At 53.6% G+C, this 14,932-nt stretch carries 11 protein-coding genes; 5 read left to right on the top strand and 6 right to left on the bottom strand.

Translation table 11 applies throughout. From position 1 onward, the window contains the following. The first annotated feature begins 130 nt into the window (after positions 1-130). The gene (locus ACFOMG_RS13825) at positions 131-1,177 is read left to right on the top strand and encodes an efflux RND transporter periplasmic adaptor subunit (RefSeq protein ID WP_376867430.1); all 1,047 of its coding nucleotides are present in this window, start codon (positions 131-133) and stop codon (positions 1,175-1,177) included. Positions 1,178-1,203: 26 nt separating this feature from the next. Next, on the top strand, positions 1,204-4,260 hold the full coding sequence (locus ACFOMG_RS13820) for an efflux RND transporter permease subunit (protein ID WP_376867427.1): 3,057 nt from the start codon (positions 1,204-1,206) through the stop codon (positions 4,258-4,260). An 11-nt stretch (positions 4,261-4,271) separates the two neighbouring features. On the opposite strand, the gene ACFOMG_RS13815 is transcribed toward ACFOMG_RS13820, so the two are convergent. Further along, positions 4,272-5,138: an energy transducer TonB family protein gene (locus ACFOMG_RS13815; RefSeq protein WP_376867426.1), complete on the bottom strand. Its 867-nt coding sequence runs from the start codon at positions 5,136-5,138 to the stop codon at positions 4,272-4,274. A gap of 55 nt (positions 5,139-5,193) precedes the next feature. On the opposite strand from ACFOMG_RS13815, the gene ACFOMG_RS13810 reads away from it, so the two are divergent. After that, entirely contained in the window at positions 5,194-5,796 is a 603-nt protein-coding gene (locus ACFOMG_RS13810; RefSeq protein ID WP_376867424.1) for a peroxiredoxin, read from the top strand. 81 nt (positions 5,797-5,877) lie between these two features. On the opposite strand, the gene ACFOMG_RS13805 is transcribed toward ACFOMG_RS13810, so the two are convergent. From ACFOMG_RS13805 to bioF, 5 genes are read right to left on the bottom strand one after another with little or no spacing between them, the layout of a single operon-like run. Next, a complete protein-coding gene (locus ACFOMG_RS13805; protein WP_376867422.1) occupies positions 5,878-6,885 on the bottom strand; it encodes a cyclic nucleotide-binding domain-containing protein in 1,008 nt (335 codons plus the stop codon). A gap of 48 nt (positions 6,886-6,933) precedes the next feature. Then, on the bottom strand, positions 6,934-7,650 hold the full coding sequence (bioD, locus tag ACFOMG_RS13800) for a dethiobiotin synthase (RefSeq protein WP_376867420.1): 717 nt from the start codon (positions 7,648-7,650) through the stop codon (positions 6,934-6,936). Between the two features lie 35 nt (positions 7,651-7,685). Then, positions 7,686-8,591: a malonyl-ACP O-methyltransferase BioC gene (gene bioC / locus ACFOMG_RS13795; RefSeq protein ID WP_376867418.1), complete on the bottom strand. Its 906-nt coding sequence runs from the start codon at positions 8,589-8,591 to the stop codon at positions 7,686-7,688. After that, the gene (locus ACFOMG_RS13790; protein WP_376867416.1) at positions 8,588-9,382 is read right to left on the bottom strand and encodes a thioesterase domain-containing protein; all 795 of its coding nucleotides are present in this window, start codon (positions 9,380-9,382) and stop codon (positions 8,588-8,590) included. Before ACFOMG_RS13790 ends, bioC begins: the two co-directional genes overlap by 4 nt. Continuing rightward, the gene (gene bioF / locus ACFOMG_RS13785) at positions 9,379-10,563 is read right to left on the bottom strand and encodes an 8-amino-7-oxononanoate synthase (RefSeq protein ID WP_376867415.1); all 1,185 of its coding nucleotides are present in this window, start codon (positions 10,561-10,563) and stop codon (positions 9,379-9,381) included. The genes ACFOMG_RS13790 and bioF overlap by 4 nt, the downstream gene beginning before the upstream one ends. Before the next feature lie 154 nt (positions 10,564-10,717). Here bioF and bioA point away from each other — a divergent pair, with 154 nt between their 5' ends. Together bioA and ACFOMG_RS13775 are read left to right on the top strand one after the other, a co-directional pair. Beyond that, the gene (bioA, locus tag ACFOMG_RS13780) at positions 10,718-12,052 is read left to right on the top strand and encodes an adenosylmethionine--8-amino-7-oxononanoate transaminase (protein WP_376867413.1); all 1,335 of its coding nucleotides are present in this window, start codon (positions 10,718-10,720) and stop codon (positions 12,050-12,052) included. A gap of 153 nt (positions 12,053-12,205) precedes the next feature. Next, on the top strand, positions 12,206-14,929 hold the full coding sequence (locus ACFOMG_RS13775) for a carboxypeptidase regulatory-like domain-containing protein (RefSeq protein ID WP_376867411.1): 2,724 nt from the start codon (positions 12,206-12,208) through the stop codon (positions 14,927-14,929). Positions 14,930-14,932: the final 3 nt, after the last annotated feature.

Here is a 14,932-nt window from a genome sequence, read left to right as displayed (position 1 = left end):
TCTGTTAGCAGCGTCAACTTACTTCCTGGCTTTTGTTGACGCTGTAAACATTGGCCGATTAAAATGTTCTCACTGTAAACATGAAATAACCATAATCACATCATCCCTTGCCCACAGTAACCGAGGCTTTATGCACATTCGCCCGATGATTCTGTCGTTTCTTTTTTTGCTGCTGAGCAGCGTCAGCAGCTTGTTATCCGCCCAGCAACCCCTTCCGGTGGAAGTGGTGCAGGCTCAGGTATCCGAATACGCCCGCAGCGTACATATCAGCGGCATGCTGGAAAATAAGTCGGAGCAGAACCTGGCATTTAAAATTGCCGGTCTGGTGCGCAAGGTGCGGGTTGATGAAGGTCAGTGGGTTAAAAAAGGCCAGATTCTGGCCGCGCTGGATCTGGAAGAAATCGACGCTCAGGTAGCCAAGGCGGAATCGGTGCTGGCGAATGCGGAACGTAACCTGGCGCGTTTCCAGTCGTTACAGGGTTCCAATGCTTTGTCGGTAGACCGCTTACAGCAGGCGGAAACCCAGGTTGATGTGGCACGTTCTGATCTGACCGTAGCACGTTTTAATCAGCGTCATGCGGTGATCCGGGCACCGGCGGCGGGCCGTATTTTAAAACGTTTTATCGAACCCAATGAGCTGGTAGCGACCGGCAAGCCGGCGTTTGTATTTGCCTCCAGCAAAACCGGCTGGGTATTACGTGCCGGGGTAACCGATCGCGATATCGTCCGGCTGCAGTTAAAAGATCACGCCGAAGTGCGGTTTGATGCCTACCCCGGCGAGGTGTTTAACGCCACCGTCAGTGAGCTGGCCGGACGTGCGGATGCCACCCAGACCTTTGAAGTGGAGCTGCGTTTAAGCGGCACTAATAACAGCGGTGAAGCACGCACTTTATTAGCCGGCTTTGTTGGCCATGCGGTCATTACTCCGGCCAATCGCCAGACTGTTACTCTGTTGCCGGTGTCCGCCATGGTGAAAGGTCAGGACGATGGTGTCGATATTTATACCGTGGTGGACGGCAAACCTGTGATGCGTCATCTGCCTCTGATTGGTCTGGACGGTGGTTTGCTGGTGGTCAGTGGTCTGCAGCCCGGTACGCAAGTCATTGTTGCCGGAGCACCGTATGTACAGCCCGGGCGAGAATTACACATTATTAATTCCACTGCGTCAGCGCATTAATTCAGACACGGCTGACGGAGAAAATTATGCAATTACCGGCGCTTGCAATTCGTAATCATCAGTTTACCGCGGTGATGTTTTTATTATTGGTACTGCTGGGGGTGGTGTCGTTTTTTACCATGCCCCGTTCTGAAGATCCGCAGTTCGATTTTTCGGCGGCTGTGATTAAGGTGGTGAATCCCGGCACCATTCCGCTGGATATGGAAAAACTGGTGGTTGATCCGCTGGAGTCGGCCATTAACGAACTGGATGATCTGCGGGAAATCAAAACCAGCGTGGAAGATGGCCTGGCGGTGATCCGGGTCGAGTTTTTATACGGCACAGACCCGGATGATAAATTCGACGATGTGGTGGCGGCGGTGGCACAGGTCCGCAATCAGTTACCGGAAGGCATTGTCGACCTGGATATCGATAAAATTTCGCCATCAGATGTCAGTATTTTGCAACTGGCACTGGTGTCAGAAACTGCCAGTTATCTGCAGTTAAAACACCACGCCGAAGCACTGGAACAACGTATTGAGCGGGTGGCAGGTGTTAAGCGGGTCGATATTGCCGCATTACCCAAACTGGAAGTTCAGATTCAGGTTGATCAGCGCAAGGTAAATGGTATCGGTATCAGCCTGGATGAAATTCATCAGGCGGTAGCCAGTGCGGCGCAGAATCTGCCTGGTGGCCATGCTCATGCCGGAGAACGGCGTTTTACTGTGCGCACCAGTGGTGATTATGAATCGCTCCAGGCCATTGGTGATACCGTGGTGCGTTCTGGTAGTGAAAAAGGCGTTGCCGGGCGTTTTATTTATTTGCGCGATATTGCTGATATTTCGTTAACTGAAAGCCTGCCCAGTTACCGCGCTAAATTTAATGGTCGCCGGGCGGTGTTTGTTTCGGTGGTGCAGCGCGAAGGCAGCCAGATTTTTAATGTGATGGCGGGTATTAATAAAACGCTGGAAAACTACCGCCAGCAGCGACTGGCCGAGGCGATCGAAATTGAAACCGTAATGGATCAGAGCGCCAGTGTGGAAAAACAGATCAGTGGCTTCTTTGATAATTTAAATCAGGGTCTGATTCTGGTGGCGGTATTGTCGGTGATTGTGCTGGGTTTTAAGCCGGCACTGGTGGTGGTGACGGCAATACCTTTGTCGATTTTTATTGCCATTGGTTGGGTCGATTTATCCGGCTTTGGGCTGCAGCAGATGTCGATTGTTGGTCTGGTGATTGCGCTGGGGTTATTGGTCGATAATGCCATTGTGGTGGTGGAAAATGTTGCCCGTCATCTGCGCGATGGCGACAGTGCGAATGAGGCCGCGATTAAAGGCAGTTCGCAGGTGGCCTGGGCAGTTGCCAGCGGCACTCTGACGACGGTGTTGTCGTTTTTACCGATGTTATTAATGCAGAACGGTTCCGGTACTTTTATGCGGGCGATGCCGGTCACAGTGGTGCTGACTTTATTTGCGTCATTATTAATTGCTCTAACACTGACACCATTAATTGCCAGCCGCCTGGGTAAAGCTGCGAGTAATACCACCCGTGCGCAGAGTAAACTGGAAGCCTTTTCCGATGGTGTTTACAGTCGCTGGTTAAATCGTGCCCTGCAACATCCGGCCAAAGTGTTGTCGGTATCCTTTATTTTATTATTTCTCAGCCTGTCGTTATTTCCGTTAATTGGTGTCAGTTTATTTCCTAAGGCGGAAAAGCCGATGATTCTGGTAAACATCGATATGCCGGAAGGTACCGGGTTTGATCAGACTCAGGCGATGGCCGATCGGGTTGAGCAGATTGTGCGTCAGCAACCGCTGGTGCAGCATATCGCCCAGAATGTTGGCCGTGGCAACCCGCGTATTTATTACAATATTATGCCATCGCGTCAGACGGTGAATTTTGCCCAGTTATTTGTCACACTGGAGCGTGGCGATTTGCCGGCAGTAGAACCTGTGGTGGCGGAATTGCGCCGTCAGTTAGGAACCATTGCCGGAGCGCAGATTATCGTTAAAGAATTTTTACAGGGGCCGCCTGTGGTGGCGCCGGTAGCCATCCGGGTAATTGGTGAAGACCTGAATCAGATTCAGGCAGTATCGCGCGAAGTGGCTGTTATTATGGATCGCACACCGGGGATTGTTGGTGTTGATAATCCGGTGGGCAAATATAAGGTCGACTTAAAAATCGATATTAACCGCGATAAAGCTGCCATGCTGGGAATCCCCCTGATGAACATCGACCGTACCATCCGCACTGCGCTGGTCGGTTTGCCGATGGGGGTGTATCGCGATGACGACGGGGAAGAATACGACCTGGTATTGCGGTTGTCGGAATATCCGCGTCCGGAACTGGCGACCTTTGACGATATTCAGATTGCCAGCGCCACAGGTTCACTGGTGCCGCTGCGTCAGATTGCTGATGTCAAACTGGAAACCAGTATCGCCCGTTTTCAGCATTATGATACCGAACGTATGGCGCGGATTACCGCCGATGTTTTACCCGGTTACACCACGGAAGCGGTGACTAATGCGGTGGTGGAGCAGATTGATCAATACGCCTGGCCTGATGGCATCCATTATGCCGTGGGTGGAGAGCAGGCGAATCGCAAAGAAGCCTTTGGTGGCATGGCGCAGGCATTGATTCTGGCGGTATTCGGTATTTTTGCCGTACTGGTTTTACAGTTCCGTTCGTTTGTACAGCCGTTAATCGTGTTTGCCGCCATTCCGTTTGCCTTAATTGGTGCGCTGCTAGCGTTATTTATCACCGGTTATACCTTCAGTTTTACCGCCTTTATCGGGTTAACCTCGCTGGTGGGCATTGTGGTGAATAATTCCATTATTCTGGTCGATTATGCCAACCAGATGCGGCGTGAAGGTATGGCGCAGCTGGAAGCCATTGCCGCCTCGGCACGCACCCGCTTTGTACCGATTGTGTTAACCACGTTAACGACCATTGGTGGTTTATTACCACTGACGTTGTCCGGTTCCAGTATGTGGTCGCCGATGGGCTGGGCCATTATTGGTGGCCTGTTGGTATCCACCTTATTGACGTTAATTGTGGTGCCGGTGTTGTACCACTATTTAGGACGAATGCCACAGCAGGATTAAACGGCTAAATATTATTCACTGGCGCTGGTCTGGCCAGCGTTATAACTGTCGAGATCCAGCGTCGGGCTGAACACATACGGCTGGGGTAAATGATCGGGTACCGGCGGAAACGGATTGGCTGCCAGTACCGCTTTGACCACCCAGTCGTCGGTGGCCGGATCGCCGGAACTTTGCAGCACTTCCACCCGGGTGGCAATTTGCTGGTAGCGGATGGTCAGTTGCAACCGTACCTGGCCATGCAATTGTGCCGGGGCCACCAGTTTGCGGTTTAAATGGGCAATTAATTGCTGCACATAACTGAGTTCCTGCGGATCATAAATCTGCTGGCGCTGGGCTTTACGTGTTTCCGCTGTTTTTACTTGTTGCGTTGGTTGTGTCGGATCGTTGTTGGTTGTTTTGCTGGCAGCGGCGACTGTGGACGTTGTTGTTGTGGTCGTTGCTGTTGTGGTCGTTGCTGTTGTGGTCGTTGCTGTGACTTCGCTGGCAGCGGTTGTTGCGGTTGTTGCGGTTGTTGTTACTTTTGGTGGTTGTGGTTGTGGTTGTGGTTGTGGTTTCACTTGCCGTTGGGCTTCTGCCGCCTGGCTGTTATCGGCCACGGCTTCGTTAACCGCAGGGCGCAGGTCGTTAGTCGCCGTTGCCTCTGGCTGGCTGCTGGCTTGTTGTGGCTGTTGTTGTATCTGATCACTGTGATCCTGAGCGATGACCGCCTGACTTTGCAGTCGGGCATTAAGTACCGTGGGGGGTTTTGGCGCTGGCTGGTTATGCCATAACCAAACGGGCAGAGCCAGCAGATGTAACACCACCGACAGCGCCAGGGTGGTCAGCAAACGACCATGGCGTGGGGCAAAAGAAGAAGGTGTGCTTAGCGTCAACGGCAAGGTATGATACCTGTCTTGAATCGGTTAGCGATCATAATCATAAAGGAGTTCTAACATGAGCGTATTGGTAGGTAAACAAGCACCGGACTTCACCGTTCCTGCGGTACTGGGCGATGGCAGCATTGTTGATGAGTTTTCTCTGTCCGAAACCATCAAAGGTAAATATGCCGTGGTATTTTTCTACCCGCTGGATTTCACCTTTGTGTGTCCGTCTGAGCTGATTGCTCTGGACCACCGTATGGACAAGTTCAAAGAGCTGGGTGTGGAAGTGATTGCAGTGTCAATCGACTCTCACTTCACTCACAACGCATGGCGTAACACCGATATCAATAACGGTGGTATCGGCCAGGTTAAATACACCATGGCAGCCGACATCGATCACGGTATCTGTAAAGCCTACGACGTAGAAACTGCGGGTGGCGTGGCTCTGCGTGGTGCTTTCCTGATCGATAACGAAGGTGTGGTTCGTGCACAGAACATCAACGACCTGCCTCTGGGCCGTAACATTGATGAGCTGGTGCGTCTGGTAGAAGCACTGCAATTCCACGCTGAGCACGGTGAAGTTTGCCCGGCTGGCTGGAACAAAGGTGACAAAGGTATGAACGCGTCTCCGGAAGGTGTTGCTGAGTACCTGGCTGCTGAATCTGACAAACTGTAAGTCAGTCCGGTAGTGCTAAAAAAACCCGCTACGGCGGGTTTTTTTTATGGCTTTAATATAATCTGTTTCTGTTGGCTGCCATTATTCCGGCGTCAGCACCTTAGCCTGGTAGCCGGCTTCGCTGAGAATATAAGCAGCGGCTTCTCCACGGCCTTCGCCGGTTACTACGTAGATAAACTCCGGTGCCAGCTCCGGCATATGGCTGCGCAATTGTGCCAGCGGAATATTTCGCGCCCGCAGAATCGGGTTAACGGCCGCTTCCTGCTGAGTGCGGACATCCAGTATAATGGTGCCGGTGTCGCCGTTTTCAATCAGTTGTTGCAGCTGTTGTTCGTTAATAAACTCCAGCACCGGATTTTTAAGCAGGGTATCGAAATCTTCTTTGGTTAATACCATCAGGACGCCGTCACTCGACATAGTGACTGTGGCGTTACGTGGCAGGGCGCTGACCAGCGCATCTTCACCAAACAGGGTGCCGGTGCCAATTGCGGCCAGCGTTTCCTCTTTACCACTGTTGCTGCGGCTGACCACGGCTTTACCGGATTTAATCACGTAACATTCGTTGCCTTCATCCCCTTCACGCACGATGGTGTCTCCGAGGCTGACTGGCCGCTCCTGAAAACGGGCCAGTAGTTGCTGGATATTGGCCGGTGGAATGCGGTTAAACAGGTTGGAGGTGAGCAGGGCTTCCAGCCAGTCGGATTGTTCGTCTTCCTGCTCATAGGAGTGACGCAGCTCAGCCCAGGTGGTAATCAGCTCCAGATACTGGCGCTTAATAGAAAAGAAACGACAGTCGCTTTGGGTGATCGCTGAGCAACGGTGTACCGGGTGGCTGCTGTCGAGCGCGAGAAAGTTCTCGTCATCCGCGCCGCTGAGCCGGGTGATATTGAAGTTGTCATCAGCCAGGTCGATGTTGCCCTGCAGCAGGAAATGACATTCCTCATCCTGTACGCCGCGCTTAAACAGGATCTTTTTCGCCTCCAGTTGATGGTGGCGAAAGTGGGGCTGCAGTTCTTCGATTGCCTGAGCGGAAAGCTCATCAAACGGCACAAAATGCTGGATCTGCTCAATGCTGATGCTGTCGGCCATGGATCATCTTCGGTTGATTGTTCGCGTTAAGCATAGCAAAGCGTGGATTTATTCGTCATCCGGCAAAAGGAGTGAATCCGCGACAAGTTGCAGTTGCTCTGGCTGGCTACGATCGATCGCGGCGACATAAGGTGTATGGCCCAACAAAGGCACGCCCTGGCGGGCGAACCCGTGTTGCAGATAAGCCAGATTATCTGCCTGGGCGTCCATATCGTCTGACAGGCTGTTGGCCACCCAGCCAACCAGGCGGGCGCCGGAATGCTGAATCATACTGGCGCTCAGCAGCGCATGGTTAATGCAACCCAGTCGCAGGCCAACCACCAGAATGATTCCGGCGTTAATGGCTGTCGCAAAATCGGCCAGCGTTTCGTGGGTATTCAATGGCACCAGCCAGCCGCCCGCGCCTTCGACCAGCTGAAACTGTGCGCTGCTGGCGAAAGCTGGCTGACAGGCGGTGATCAAAGCGTCGCAGGTTAACGTCCGGTTTTCCTGCTGTGCGGCGATGTGTGGTGCAATCGCAGCCTGCAACGCGACCGGGTTATGAATGGCATAGGGCTGTTGCTCGCTGCTGTACTGACGCAACAGCCGAGCGTCTTCATTTTGCCACTGCGGTCCGTGGGCGGTAGCCACGGTTTCACAGCCGGCGGCGACCGGCTTCAGGCCAAACGTGCTTAACCCCTGTTGTTGGGCTTTTAATAACAGCGCCGCTGACACCAGGGTTTTACCGGCGTCGGTGTCGGTACCGGTGACGAAATAGCGTTTCATATCTTCTCCTCAATCCTGCACCGCAGTTCACTCATCTAAAATGCTAACGCGGGTTTACGCAGCAACAGCCAATACACCTGGTAACTCAGCGGTAATTGTCCGGTTTGTGTGCGCGGGTACATCTGATTCAGTTGCTGCAGTGCTGCGCGGCCACCCAGGCCGCTCTTACGGCCGGTATTAACGTTGGTGGCACCAATGGCTTTTAAACCACGCAATAAATCGGTTAACGAAGGGTAGTGTTCGGTCAGGCATTGCTGTTGTTCGCTGACGATGTCGAGTTGCAGCTGCTGGCAAACAGTCAGCAGCTGTTGGCGTGGTGTAAAGCGGTTAACGTGTGGTCGCTGGTCAATCTGCTGCCAGGCATCACGCATTTGCTGGTGAGTACCGGGTAATAATGTGGCGATGGCGATCAGGCCTCCGGGTTTAACGACCCGTTGCCACTCGCTGAGTGTTCGTTGTGGATGTTCACTCCACTGCAGCATCAGGCTGGAGAAAATACCGTCGCAGCTGTTGTTGTTAAAGGGTAATTCATCGGCGTCCGCCAGCACGGTGGTGATGGGTTGTCGATGCCAGTGGCTGGCCTGTTGCAGGTTAATAAACTGCAACATGCCTTCGGCCAGGTCGACACCACTCAGGTGTTCCACACCACGTTTCAGCAGAGGATCAAAGGCGGCTCCGGTACCACAGCCAATATCCAGCCAGTGACCACCGAGCTGGTTCGGCATCCGCTGTATCAACTGCTCAATGGCCTGCTGCTGAATGGTGGCTGCCTGATCGTAACTGTGAGCCGCACGGCTGAATTGTTGCGCCACCTGTTGTTTGTTTCGCTGAGGTTGTGGTTGCTGAGGTTGTGGTTGCTGAGGTTGTGGTTGCTGGGGTTGTGGTTGCTGGGGTTGTGGCTGACTGCAACGCGGCGGCAGCGGCGAAACCTGGCTGTTCATAACGTTTCTCCACGCTGTTGCTCGGGCGGTACCTGCAGTTGGTCCAGCATCCGCTGAATCTGTTGCAGAATTTGTCGCTGGCCTGCTGCGGTTAAGAAAAAACTGTGGCTGGCGGCAGCAGCATAAAACGCCGGTGACAGGGCGGCGGGATTAAAGTCATCGCGGCTGGCGTAGCAGTGTTGCTGGACCCGTGCAGTGCTGGATAGCTCCGGGTAGTTCAGCCAGCCGAGCGAGTGATTCAGGATAGCCGGGTCGCGAATCTGCTGCTGGCTCAGCTGGCGCATTAATGGCCTTGGCTGCTGGCTGTGCCGGGCACACAATGCGGCAAATCGTTGCCGGGTTTTTTCCGGCGCCTGCTGCAGATCGCTGCTGAACGCGGCAAAGGTGTCTGCTGCCATTCCGGGGATGGGGTCAGCCGCGGCGGCGGTATTGTCCATGGTTTGGAGAAAGCGCCGGCCGGTTGCCAGGGTAATAAGGCCGGTGTTTTTTTGCCAGTGTGGCGGCAGCTGCTGTAAACAGTGTACTGCCAGAGCGCCCCCTAATGACCAGCCGATAAAGAGCAGGTGTTGTACCTGCGGCAGCCGTTGTTGCAGTTGCTGCACCAGCTCATCAGCCAGTTGCCGGGCGTTGTCGAACAGGGTGCCCTGGCCGTGGAAACAGGCGCCGAGGTGGTTGCCGGGTAATGCCTGATACAGAGGCGCAAACACCTGTGGCTGGAAGCTCCAGCCGGGAAACCAGCAGATGACGGTGTTGCTGTTACCGCCGTTGGGTTGTAATTCGCTCCAGTTCATTCCAGTACCCGGGCTAAGGCCGCCAATAACCGGTCGATCTGGTCACGGCTGTGACTGGCGGTCAGGGTGATGCGCAACCGGGCACTGCCGTCGGGTACGGTGGGTGGCCGGATGGCACTGACCCACAGGCCGCGCTGCTTCAGTTGTTCGCTGATGTGCAGGGCGCGTCGGGCGTCACCGATCAGCAGCGGTTGAATGGCCGACTGTGACGGCATCAGTGGCAGTGCTAACGCTGCTGCCTGCTGGCGGAAATACTGAATATGTTGCTGCAGCTGCTGGCGCCGCTGCGGCTGTTGCAGTAATTCCAGGTTGGCCAGCATGGCTTCGGCCAGCGCGGGGGGCAGTGCGGTGGTGTAAATATAGGGGCGGGCGAACTGGATCAAATAATCGATCAGTTCGTCACTGCCAGCGACAAAGGCACCGTATCCACCCAGGGCTTTGCCGAGTGTACCGACGTAAACCGGCAGTTGTTCCGCGGTTAAGCCAAAGTGTGCCCGGGCACCGCCGCCCGAGGTCTGATCTGCCGCTTCCAGAATGCCAAAACCATGGGCATCGTCGATCATTAATAACGCCTGGTGTTGCTGCGCCAGGGAACTCAGTTGTGCTACATCGGCCAGGTCGCCATCCATGCTGAAAATGCTGTCTGACACAATCAGCGTTTCGCCACCTTTGCCTTTACTCTCGCCAGCGCTGTGATCGCTAAGCAACTGCTGTAAATGTCGGTAATCAAGATGGCGGTAACGTTGCAGCCGGGCACGGCTCAGTTGTGCACCATCCAACAGCGAGGCATGGTTAAGTTTATCCTGCAGGATGTAATCGCCACGCTGGGCCAGGGCGGCAATGGTACCCAGGTTGGCCATAAAACCGCTGGAAAATAACAAGGCCCGGGGGTAGCCGGTATGCCGGGCTAATGCCCGTTCCAGTTCATCATGAGCGCTGGAATGGCCACATACCAGATGCGAGGCACCGCTGCCCAGCTGCCATTGCTGCGTCGCGGCTGCCAGTGCTTTGCCACCTGCGCCGGCCAGGCCAAGGTAATCGTTGGAGCAGAAGTTAATCAGCGCGTTACCATTCAACCTGACCACCGGCCCCTGGGCACTGTTCAGTGTCTGACGCTGACGTTGCAGATGCTGTTGCTGCCGTTGCTGCAGTGCCTGATGAATGCGGTGATTCCAGCTCATAGATCGATGGTTGAGGCTTGCCGGTTAAAAAACACCCATCATAGGAGTTGTCGATTATTGGTCAACCAGGTTTAAAGGTTGAGGTTTACTGATAGTGCGGTGGCGTTCATGATGGCGCTTTTGTTTTATCCGATGGGTGTTCTGCGAGGTATCTATGTCCCTGCCAACTGCTTCGTCCGTGCCTGGCGCTTCTCAAGCGACTGCCAGTGGCGCAAAAACAGACCTGGAATTTGATCGCCAGCATATCTGGCATCCGTACAGTTCGATGACCTCTCCGGGCAACATCTGGCCGGTGCAGAGTGCCAGTGGAGTGTATCTGCGGTTGGAAGATGGCCGCGAGCTGATTGATGGTATGGCGTCCTGGTGGTGTGCGGTGCATGGCTACAATCATCCACGTTTAAATGCCGCGGCGACGGAACAACTGCAGCACATGAGTCATGTAATGTTTGGTGGTATGACTCATGCGCCGGCGGTGGAGCTGGCTAAGCGGCTGGTGGCTCTGACACCGGCTGGGCTGGATAAGGTGTTTATCGCCGATTCCGGTTCGGTATCGGTGGAAGTGGCGATTAAAATGGCGATCCAGTATCAGCACGCCCGTGGCAAACCGCAAAAAAACCGCTTACTGGCACTGGAGCGGGGCTACCATGGCGATACGCTGGGGGCGATGTCGCTGTGTGACCCCACCCGGGGAATGCACCATTTATTTTCCGGTATTTTACCGCAGCAATTTTTTGTCGCAGCGCCACAGACCGGGTTCGACGAGGACTGGAATGATCAGGATAGTGAACCATTACGCCAGATACTGAGCCAGCACCACCAGGATATTGCAGCGCTGATTCTGGAACCGATTGTACAGGGTGCCGGGGGCATGCGTTTTTATCATCCGCAATATTTACGTCAGGCCCGTGCCTTATGTGATGAATTTGATGTGTTATTAATTGCCGATGAAATTGCCACCGGTTTTGGCCGCAGCGGCAGATTATTTGCCTGTGAGCATGCCGCTATTTCGCCGGATATTTTGTGCGTCGGTAAAGCCATTACCGGAGGATATATGACGCTGGCGGCAACGCTGGCCAGTACTCAGGTCGCGGAAACCATCAGCCAGGGTGAAGCCGGTTGTTTTATGCACGGCCCGACCTTTATGGGCAACCCGCTGGCGTGCCGGGTGGCCTGTGAGAGTATCGACTTATTACTGGAAAATAACTGGCAGACTCAGGTTCAGCGAATTGAACAGGGGTTGTTGCAGGGCCTGGCGCCGGCTCGTCAGCTCGACAGTGTTGCCGATGTGCGGGTACTGGGCGCTATTGGTGTGATCGAAATGAAACAGCCGGTGGACATGACGCGGTTACAGCCAGCTTGCGTTGAACGCGGCATCTGGATACGGCCCTTCGGCACTCTGGTGTATGTTATGCCGCCGTTTATTATGACCGATGATGAACTGGCGACATTAACTGCAGCGATGGTGGCGGCGATAGCGGTTTCAGGGTAGCAACAAGCTGAGCTGGTAGTGCATATCTAGTGCTGTAGCATGGCTTTATATCGAAGCTGTTGACCACGACTTTTTAGAACATTATGTTGCGCGCTTTATCAGGGACGATGCATGCCTGTTTTCAGGTCTGCTTCAACAACTCAGGGGCAACCGATGAACGTCTGGTTCAGAGTTTTCTATATTCTGGTGGCACTGCTGCCAGCCATGCTTCACGCACACACTTCCGCAACGTCTGACGATATAACCCGCGGACTGGCCTGGCTCAGTAGCCAGCAGCAGGCGGACGGATCCTTCCGCAGTAATATCATGGCAGCCACCGACTGGCAGGCCAGTACTGAGGCTCTGCAGGCGTTTGCCAGTGCCGGTCAGCTGGATCATCTCAATACCCAAACACTCGCAACCTATTTAGCCAGTCTGAACGCCACTGAAACCGAACTGCTGAGCCGGCGCATCAGCGCCAACCTGCGCCTCAGCCAGCCGTTCGCCGACGACCTGGCCACACTGGCGCTGCGGCAGAACAGTGATGGTGGCTTTGGTGACGAAAACGGCTTCGACAGCTCAGTTTACGACACCCTGTTTGCTCTGCAGGTTTTGGTTAACAATTCACAGAATAATCAGCAGCAGATTTACTACGCACTTGAATATCTCAAGAGCCAACAACAGGCAGACGGCAGTTTTCTGCTGGAGGAAAATCTTGGTTCTACGGCCCTGACAGCACAAACGCTGGTCAGTGTTCGGCCCTACTTGTTTCGGTTCGATGTCGGTTCAATGATGAGTAAAGCCCAGAGCTATCTTCTGACTCAGTTGAATAGTCAGAATTCAGCTGAAAGCTGGGACACAGCACTGGGGCTGTTGGCAATCACCCCTCTGACCACTGACCCAGCCCTCTACCAGGCTGCCCTCGATAGATTGCTTTCCAGCCAACTCCCCGATGGTTCATGGTCACAAGACATTTACAGCACAGCTTTAGCGGTTAAAGCGTTGCAGCAACTAAAAGACACTGATCGGATAACCGATCCCGCGCAATCTTCGCTGACCGGAGTCGTCCTCTCGCAGAGCACCCTTCAGCCAATGGCTAACGTTCGGGTAACGCTCACAGGGCGGAATATTTCTGTCTTGAGCAGCTCTGATGGTCATTTTTCTATGACAAATATTCAGCCCGGAGACTTTGCCCTGACCTATGAGTCGGATGGTTATTATCCGGCAACCCAAAGCGGTAAGCTTAACGAGGGGCAGCGTGTTGATCTTGGTTCTGTAGTGCTGACCCCGAGACCAGATACTGGCGTTATTCGTGGTCAAATTACCGATGCCAGTTCAGCTGATCCATTGCCCGGAGTACAGGTTACGCTAAGCGGAGAATCCAGCGGCTCCACTTCGACAGACGCTGAGGGGTATTTCCATCTGGTGAGCACTCCCGGTGAAATAACCCTGACAGCTTCGCTGACAAACTACTTTAGCGCCAGCGGTAATGCCACGTTACAGGCAGGAACAGAACTGGAATTTTCTCCAGCCTTGCACAGCACTGAGACAGAACCACCTGGGCCGCATGTAGAGGTAACCGGGTTGATTGTAGATAAATCGACAATGCAACCCATCGAAGGCGCTCTTATCAGCATAAATCAGAACAGTTTTACCACGCACTCCACTGCTGACGGTCGTTTCACAATGACCAATGTCCCTACCGGAGCGCTGCATATTCAGGTGAATGCCCAGGGCTACGCCTCTGTTAAAGCCAAAGTCCTCGCTGCTCAGGGAGGAGCTATCGATGTCGGTGTACTGATGCTGCAGGCGGATATCCCTACGACATTTACGGATCTGCAGGGACAGATTACAGACGCTGATTCGCAACAAGGGATTCCATATTCGCAACTTCAGATTACGCAACTTGATCAGACACAAGAGGCTGAACCACAGGTTATCGTCGTAACTACAGACGCTCAGGGCTTCTATCAGATTAATGACGTCGGCTTTCTGGCAATGGAGCTGTTTGCTCAGGCTGATGGATTTCATAGTCAGGTTCAGACACTAAAATTGAACGAGCATCGTCGCTTTACACAGGATATTACTCTGACGCCCTTCAGCGCCGGGGGAATTACAATTCCGTCACTGGCAACGGACGATTCAACTTATGGTGCCTATCGTCCGGTAAATCTGACAGCCACCCTTCTGAATAACGGAGATGCTGCTCGCCGGGTACAACTCCGGCTTGATATTCGTGATAGCAATAACGATATCATCCAGCAAATTTTTATCGGTACTGATGTGGATGCCAGCGGAGCTCCTTTACCTGTAACGCTTTTACCTGGAGTCCCGGTGGATGTCAGTGGACAGTGGTTTACTGGTATTAGTCCCGCTGCTGACTATCAACTTACGCTTTCCGTATTTGATGCAATGAACGGTCAGATCCTGGCAGAAAAGCTCAGGTATATCAGTATTGAGTCTGAGCAGTATATTGAATCTTCAGATTTACTGGCATCTCCACGTATTTCCAAAGTTGGAGCCAGTGAAACGCTGTCGCTTGCAGTCCGTATCCGTTACACCGGCAACACAGAGGCAACCTACGCACTGAACTACGCTTTGCTGGATCCAAACGATCAGCCTCTGCTGCAACGTAGCGAATCCCTTGATTTAAAACCGGGCGACACCACCCGATTAATCCAGCTGCCATCAGAGCCGTTGCTTTTCTCACAAAGCGGTCGCTTCCTTTTACAGGCTGAGATTGAAAACCAGTCGCTATCTATTAATCCGGTGTGGATAACCGTTGCACCCGCAACTCGTATTGAAATAAGTCAGGAACTGACACCGGCTGAGATTCTGCCCGGAGATGACCGCCTGCTGAATGTTGAAATTCTGCTGCAGGGAGTGGAGCAGCCATGATCA

The sequence above is a fragment of the Bacterioplanoides pacificum genome, from assembly GCF_042648445.1.
GTDB classification, from domain to species: Bacteria; Pseudomonadota; Gammaproteobacteria; order Pseudomonadales; family Oceanobacteraceae; genus Bacterioplanoides; species Bacterioplanoides pacificum.
This window is presented reverse-complemented; position numbering and strand designations above follow the sequence as displayed.

Excerpts from the sequence above, each read along its gene's own strand:
- ACFOMG_RS13825 (WP_376867430.1), top strand. The coding sequence starts at position 131 with ATGCACATTCGCCCGATGATTCTGTCGTTTCTTTTTTTGCTGCTGAGC.
- ACFOMG_RS13820 (WP_376867427.1), top strand. The coding sequence starts at position 1,204 with ATGCAATTACCGGCGCTTGCAATTCGTAATCATCAGTTTACCGCGGTG.
- ACFOMG_RS13810 (WP_376867424.1), top strand. The coding sequence starts at position 5,194 with ATGAGCGTATTGGTAGGTAAACAAGCACCGGACTTCACCGTTCCTGCG.
- ACFOMG_RS13805 (WP_376867422.1), bottom strand. The coding sequence starts at position 6,885 with ATGGCCGACAGCATCAGCATTGAGCAGATCCAGCATTTTGTGCCGTTT.
- bioD (WP_376867420.1), bottom strand. The coding sequence starts at position 7,650 with ATGAAACGCTATTTCGTCACCGGTACCGACACCGACGCCGGTAAAACC.
- bioC (WP_376867418.1), bottom strand. The coding sequence starts at position 8,591 with ATGAACAGCCAGGTTTCGCCGCTGCCGCCGCGTTGCAGTCAGCCACAA.
- ACFOMG_RS13790 (WP_376867416.1), bottom strand. The coding sequence starts at position 9,382 with ATGAACTGGAGCGAATTACAACCCAACGGCGGTAACAGCAACACCGTC.
- bioF (WP_376867415.1), bottom strand. The coding sequence starts at position 10,563 with ATGAGCTGGAATCACCGCATTCATCAGGCACTGCAGCAACGGCAGCAA.
- bioA (WP_376867413.1), top strand. The coding sequence starts at position 10,718 with ATGTCCCTGCCAACTGCTTCGTCCGTGCCTGGCGCTTCTCAAGCGACT.
- ACFOMG_RS13775 (WP_376867411.1), top strand. The coding sequence starts at position 12,206 with ATGAACGTCTGGTTCAGAGTTTTCTATATTCTGGTGGCACTGCTGCCA.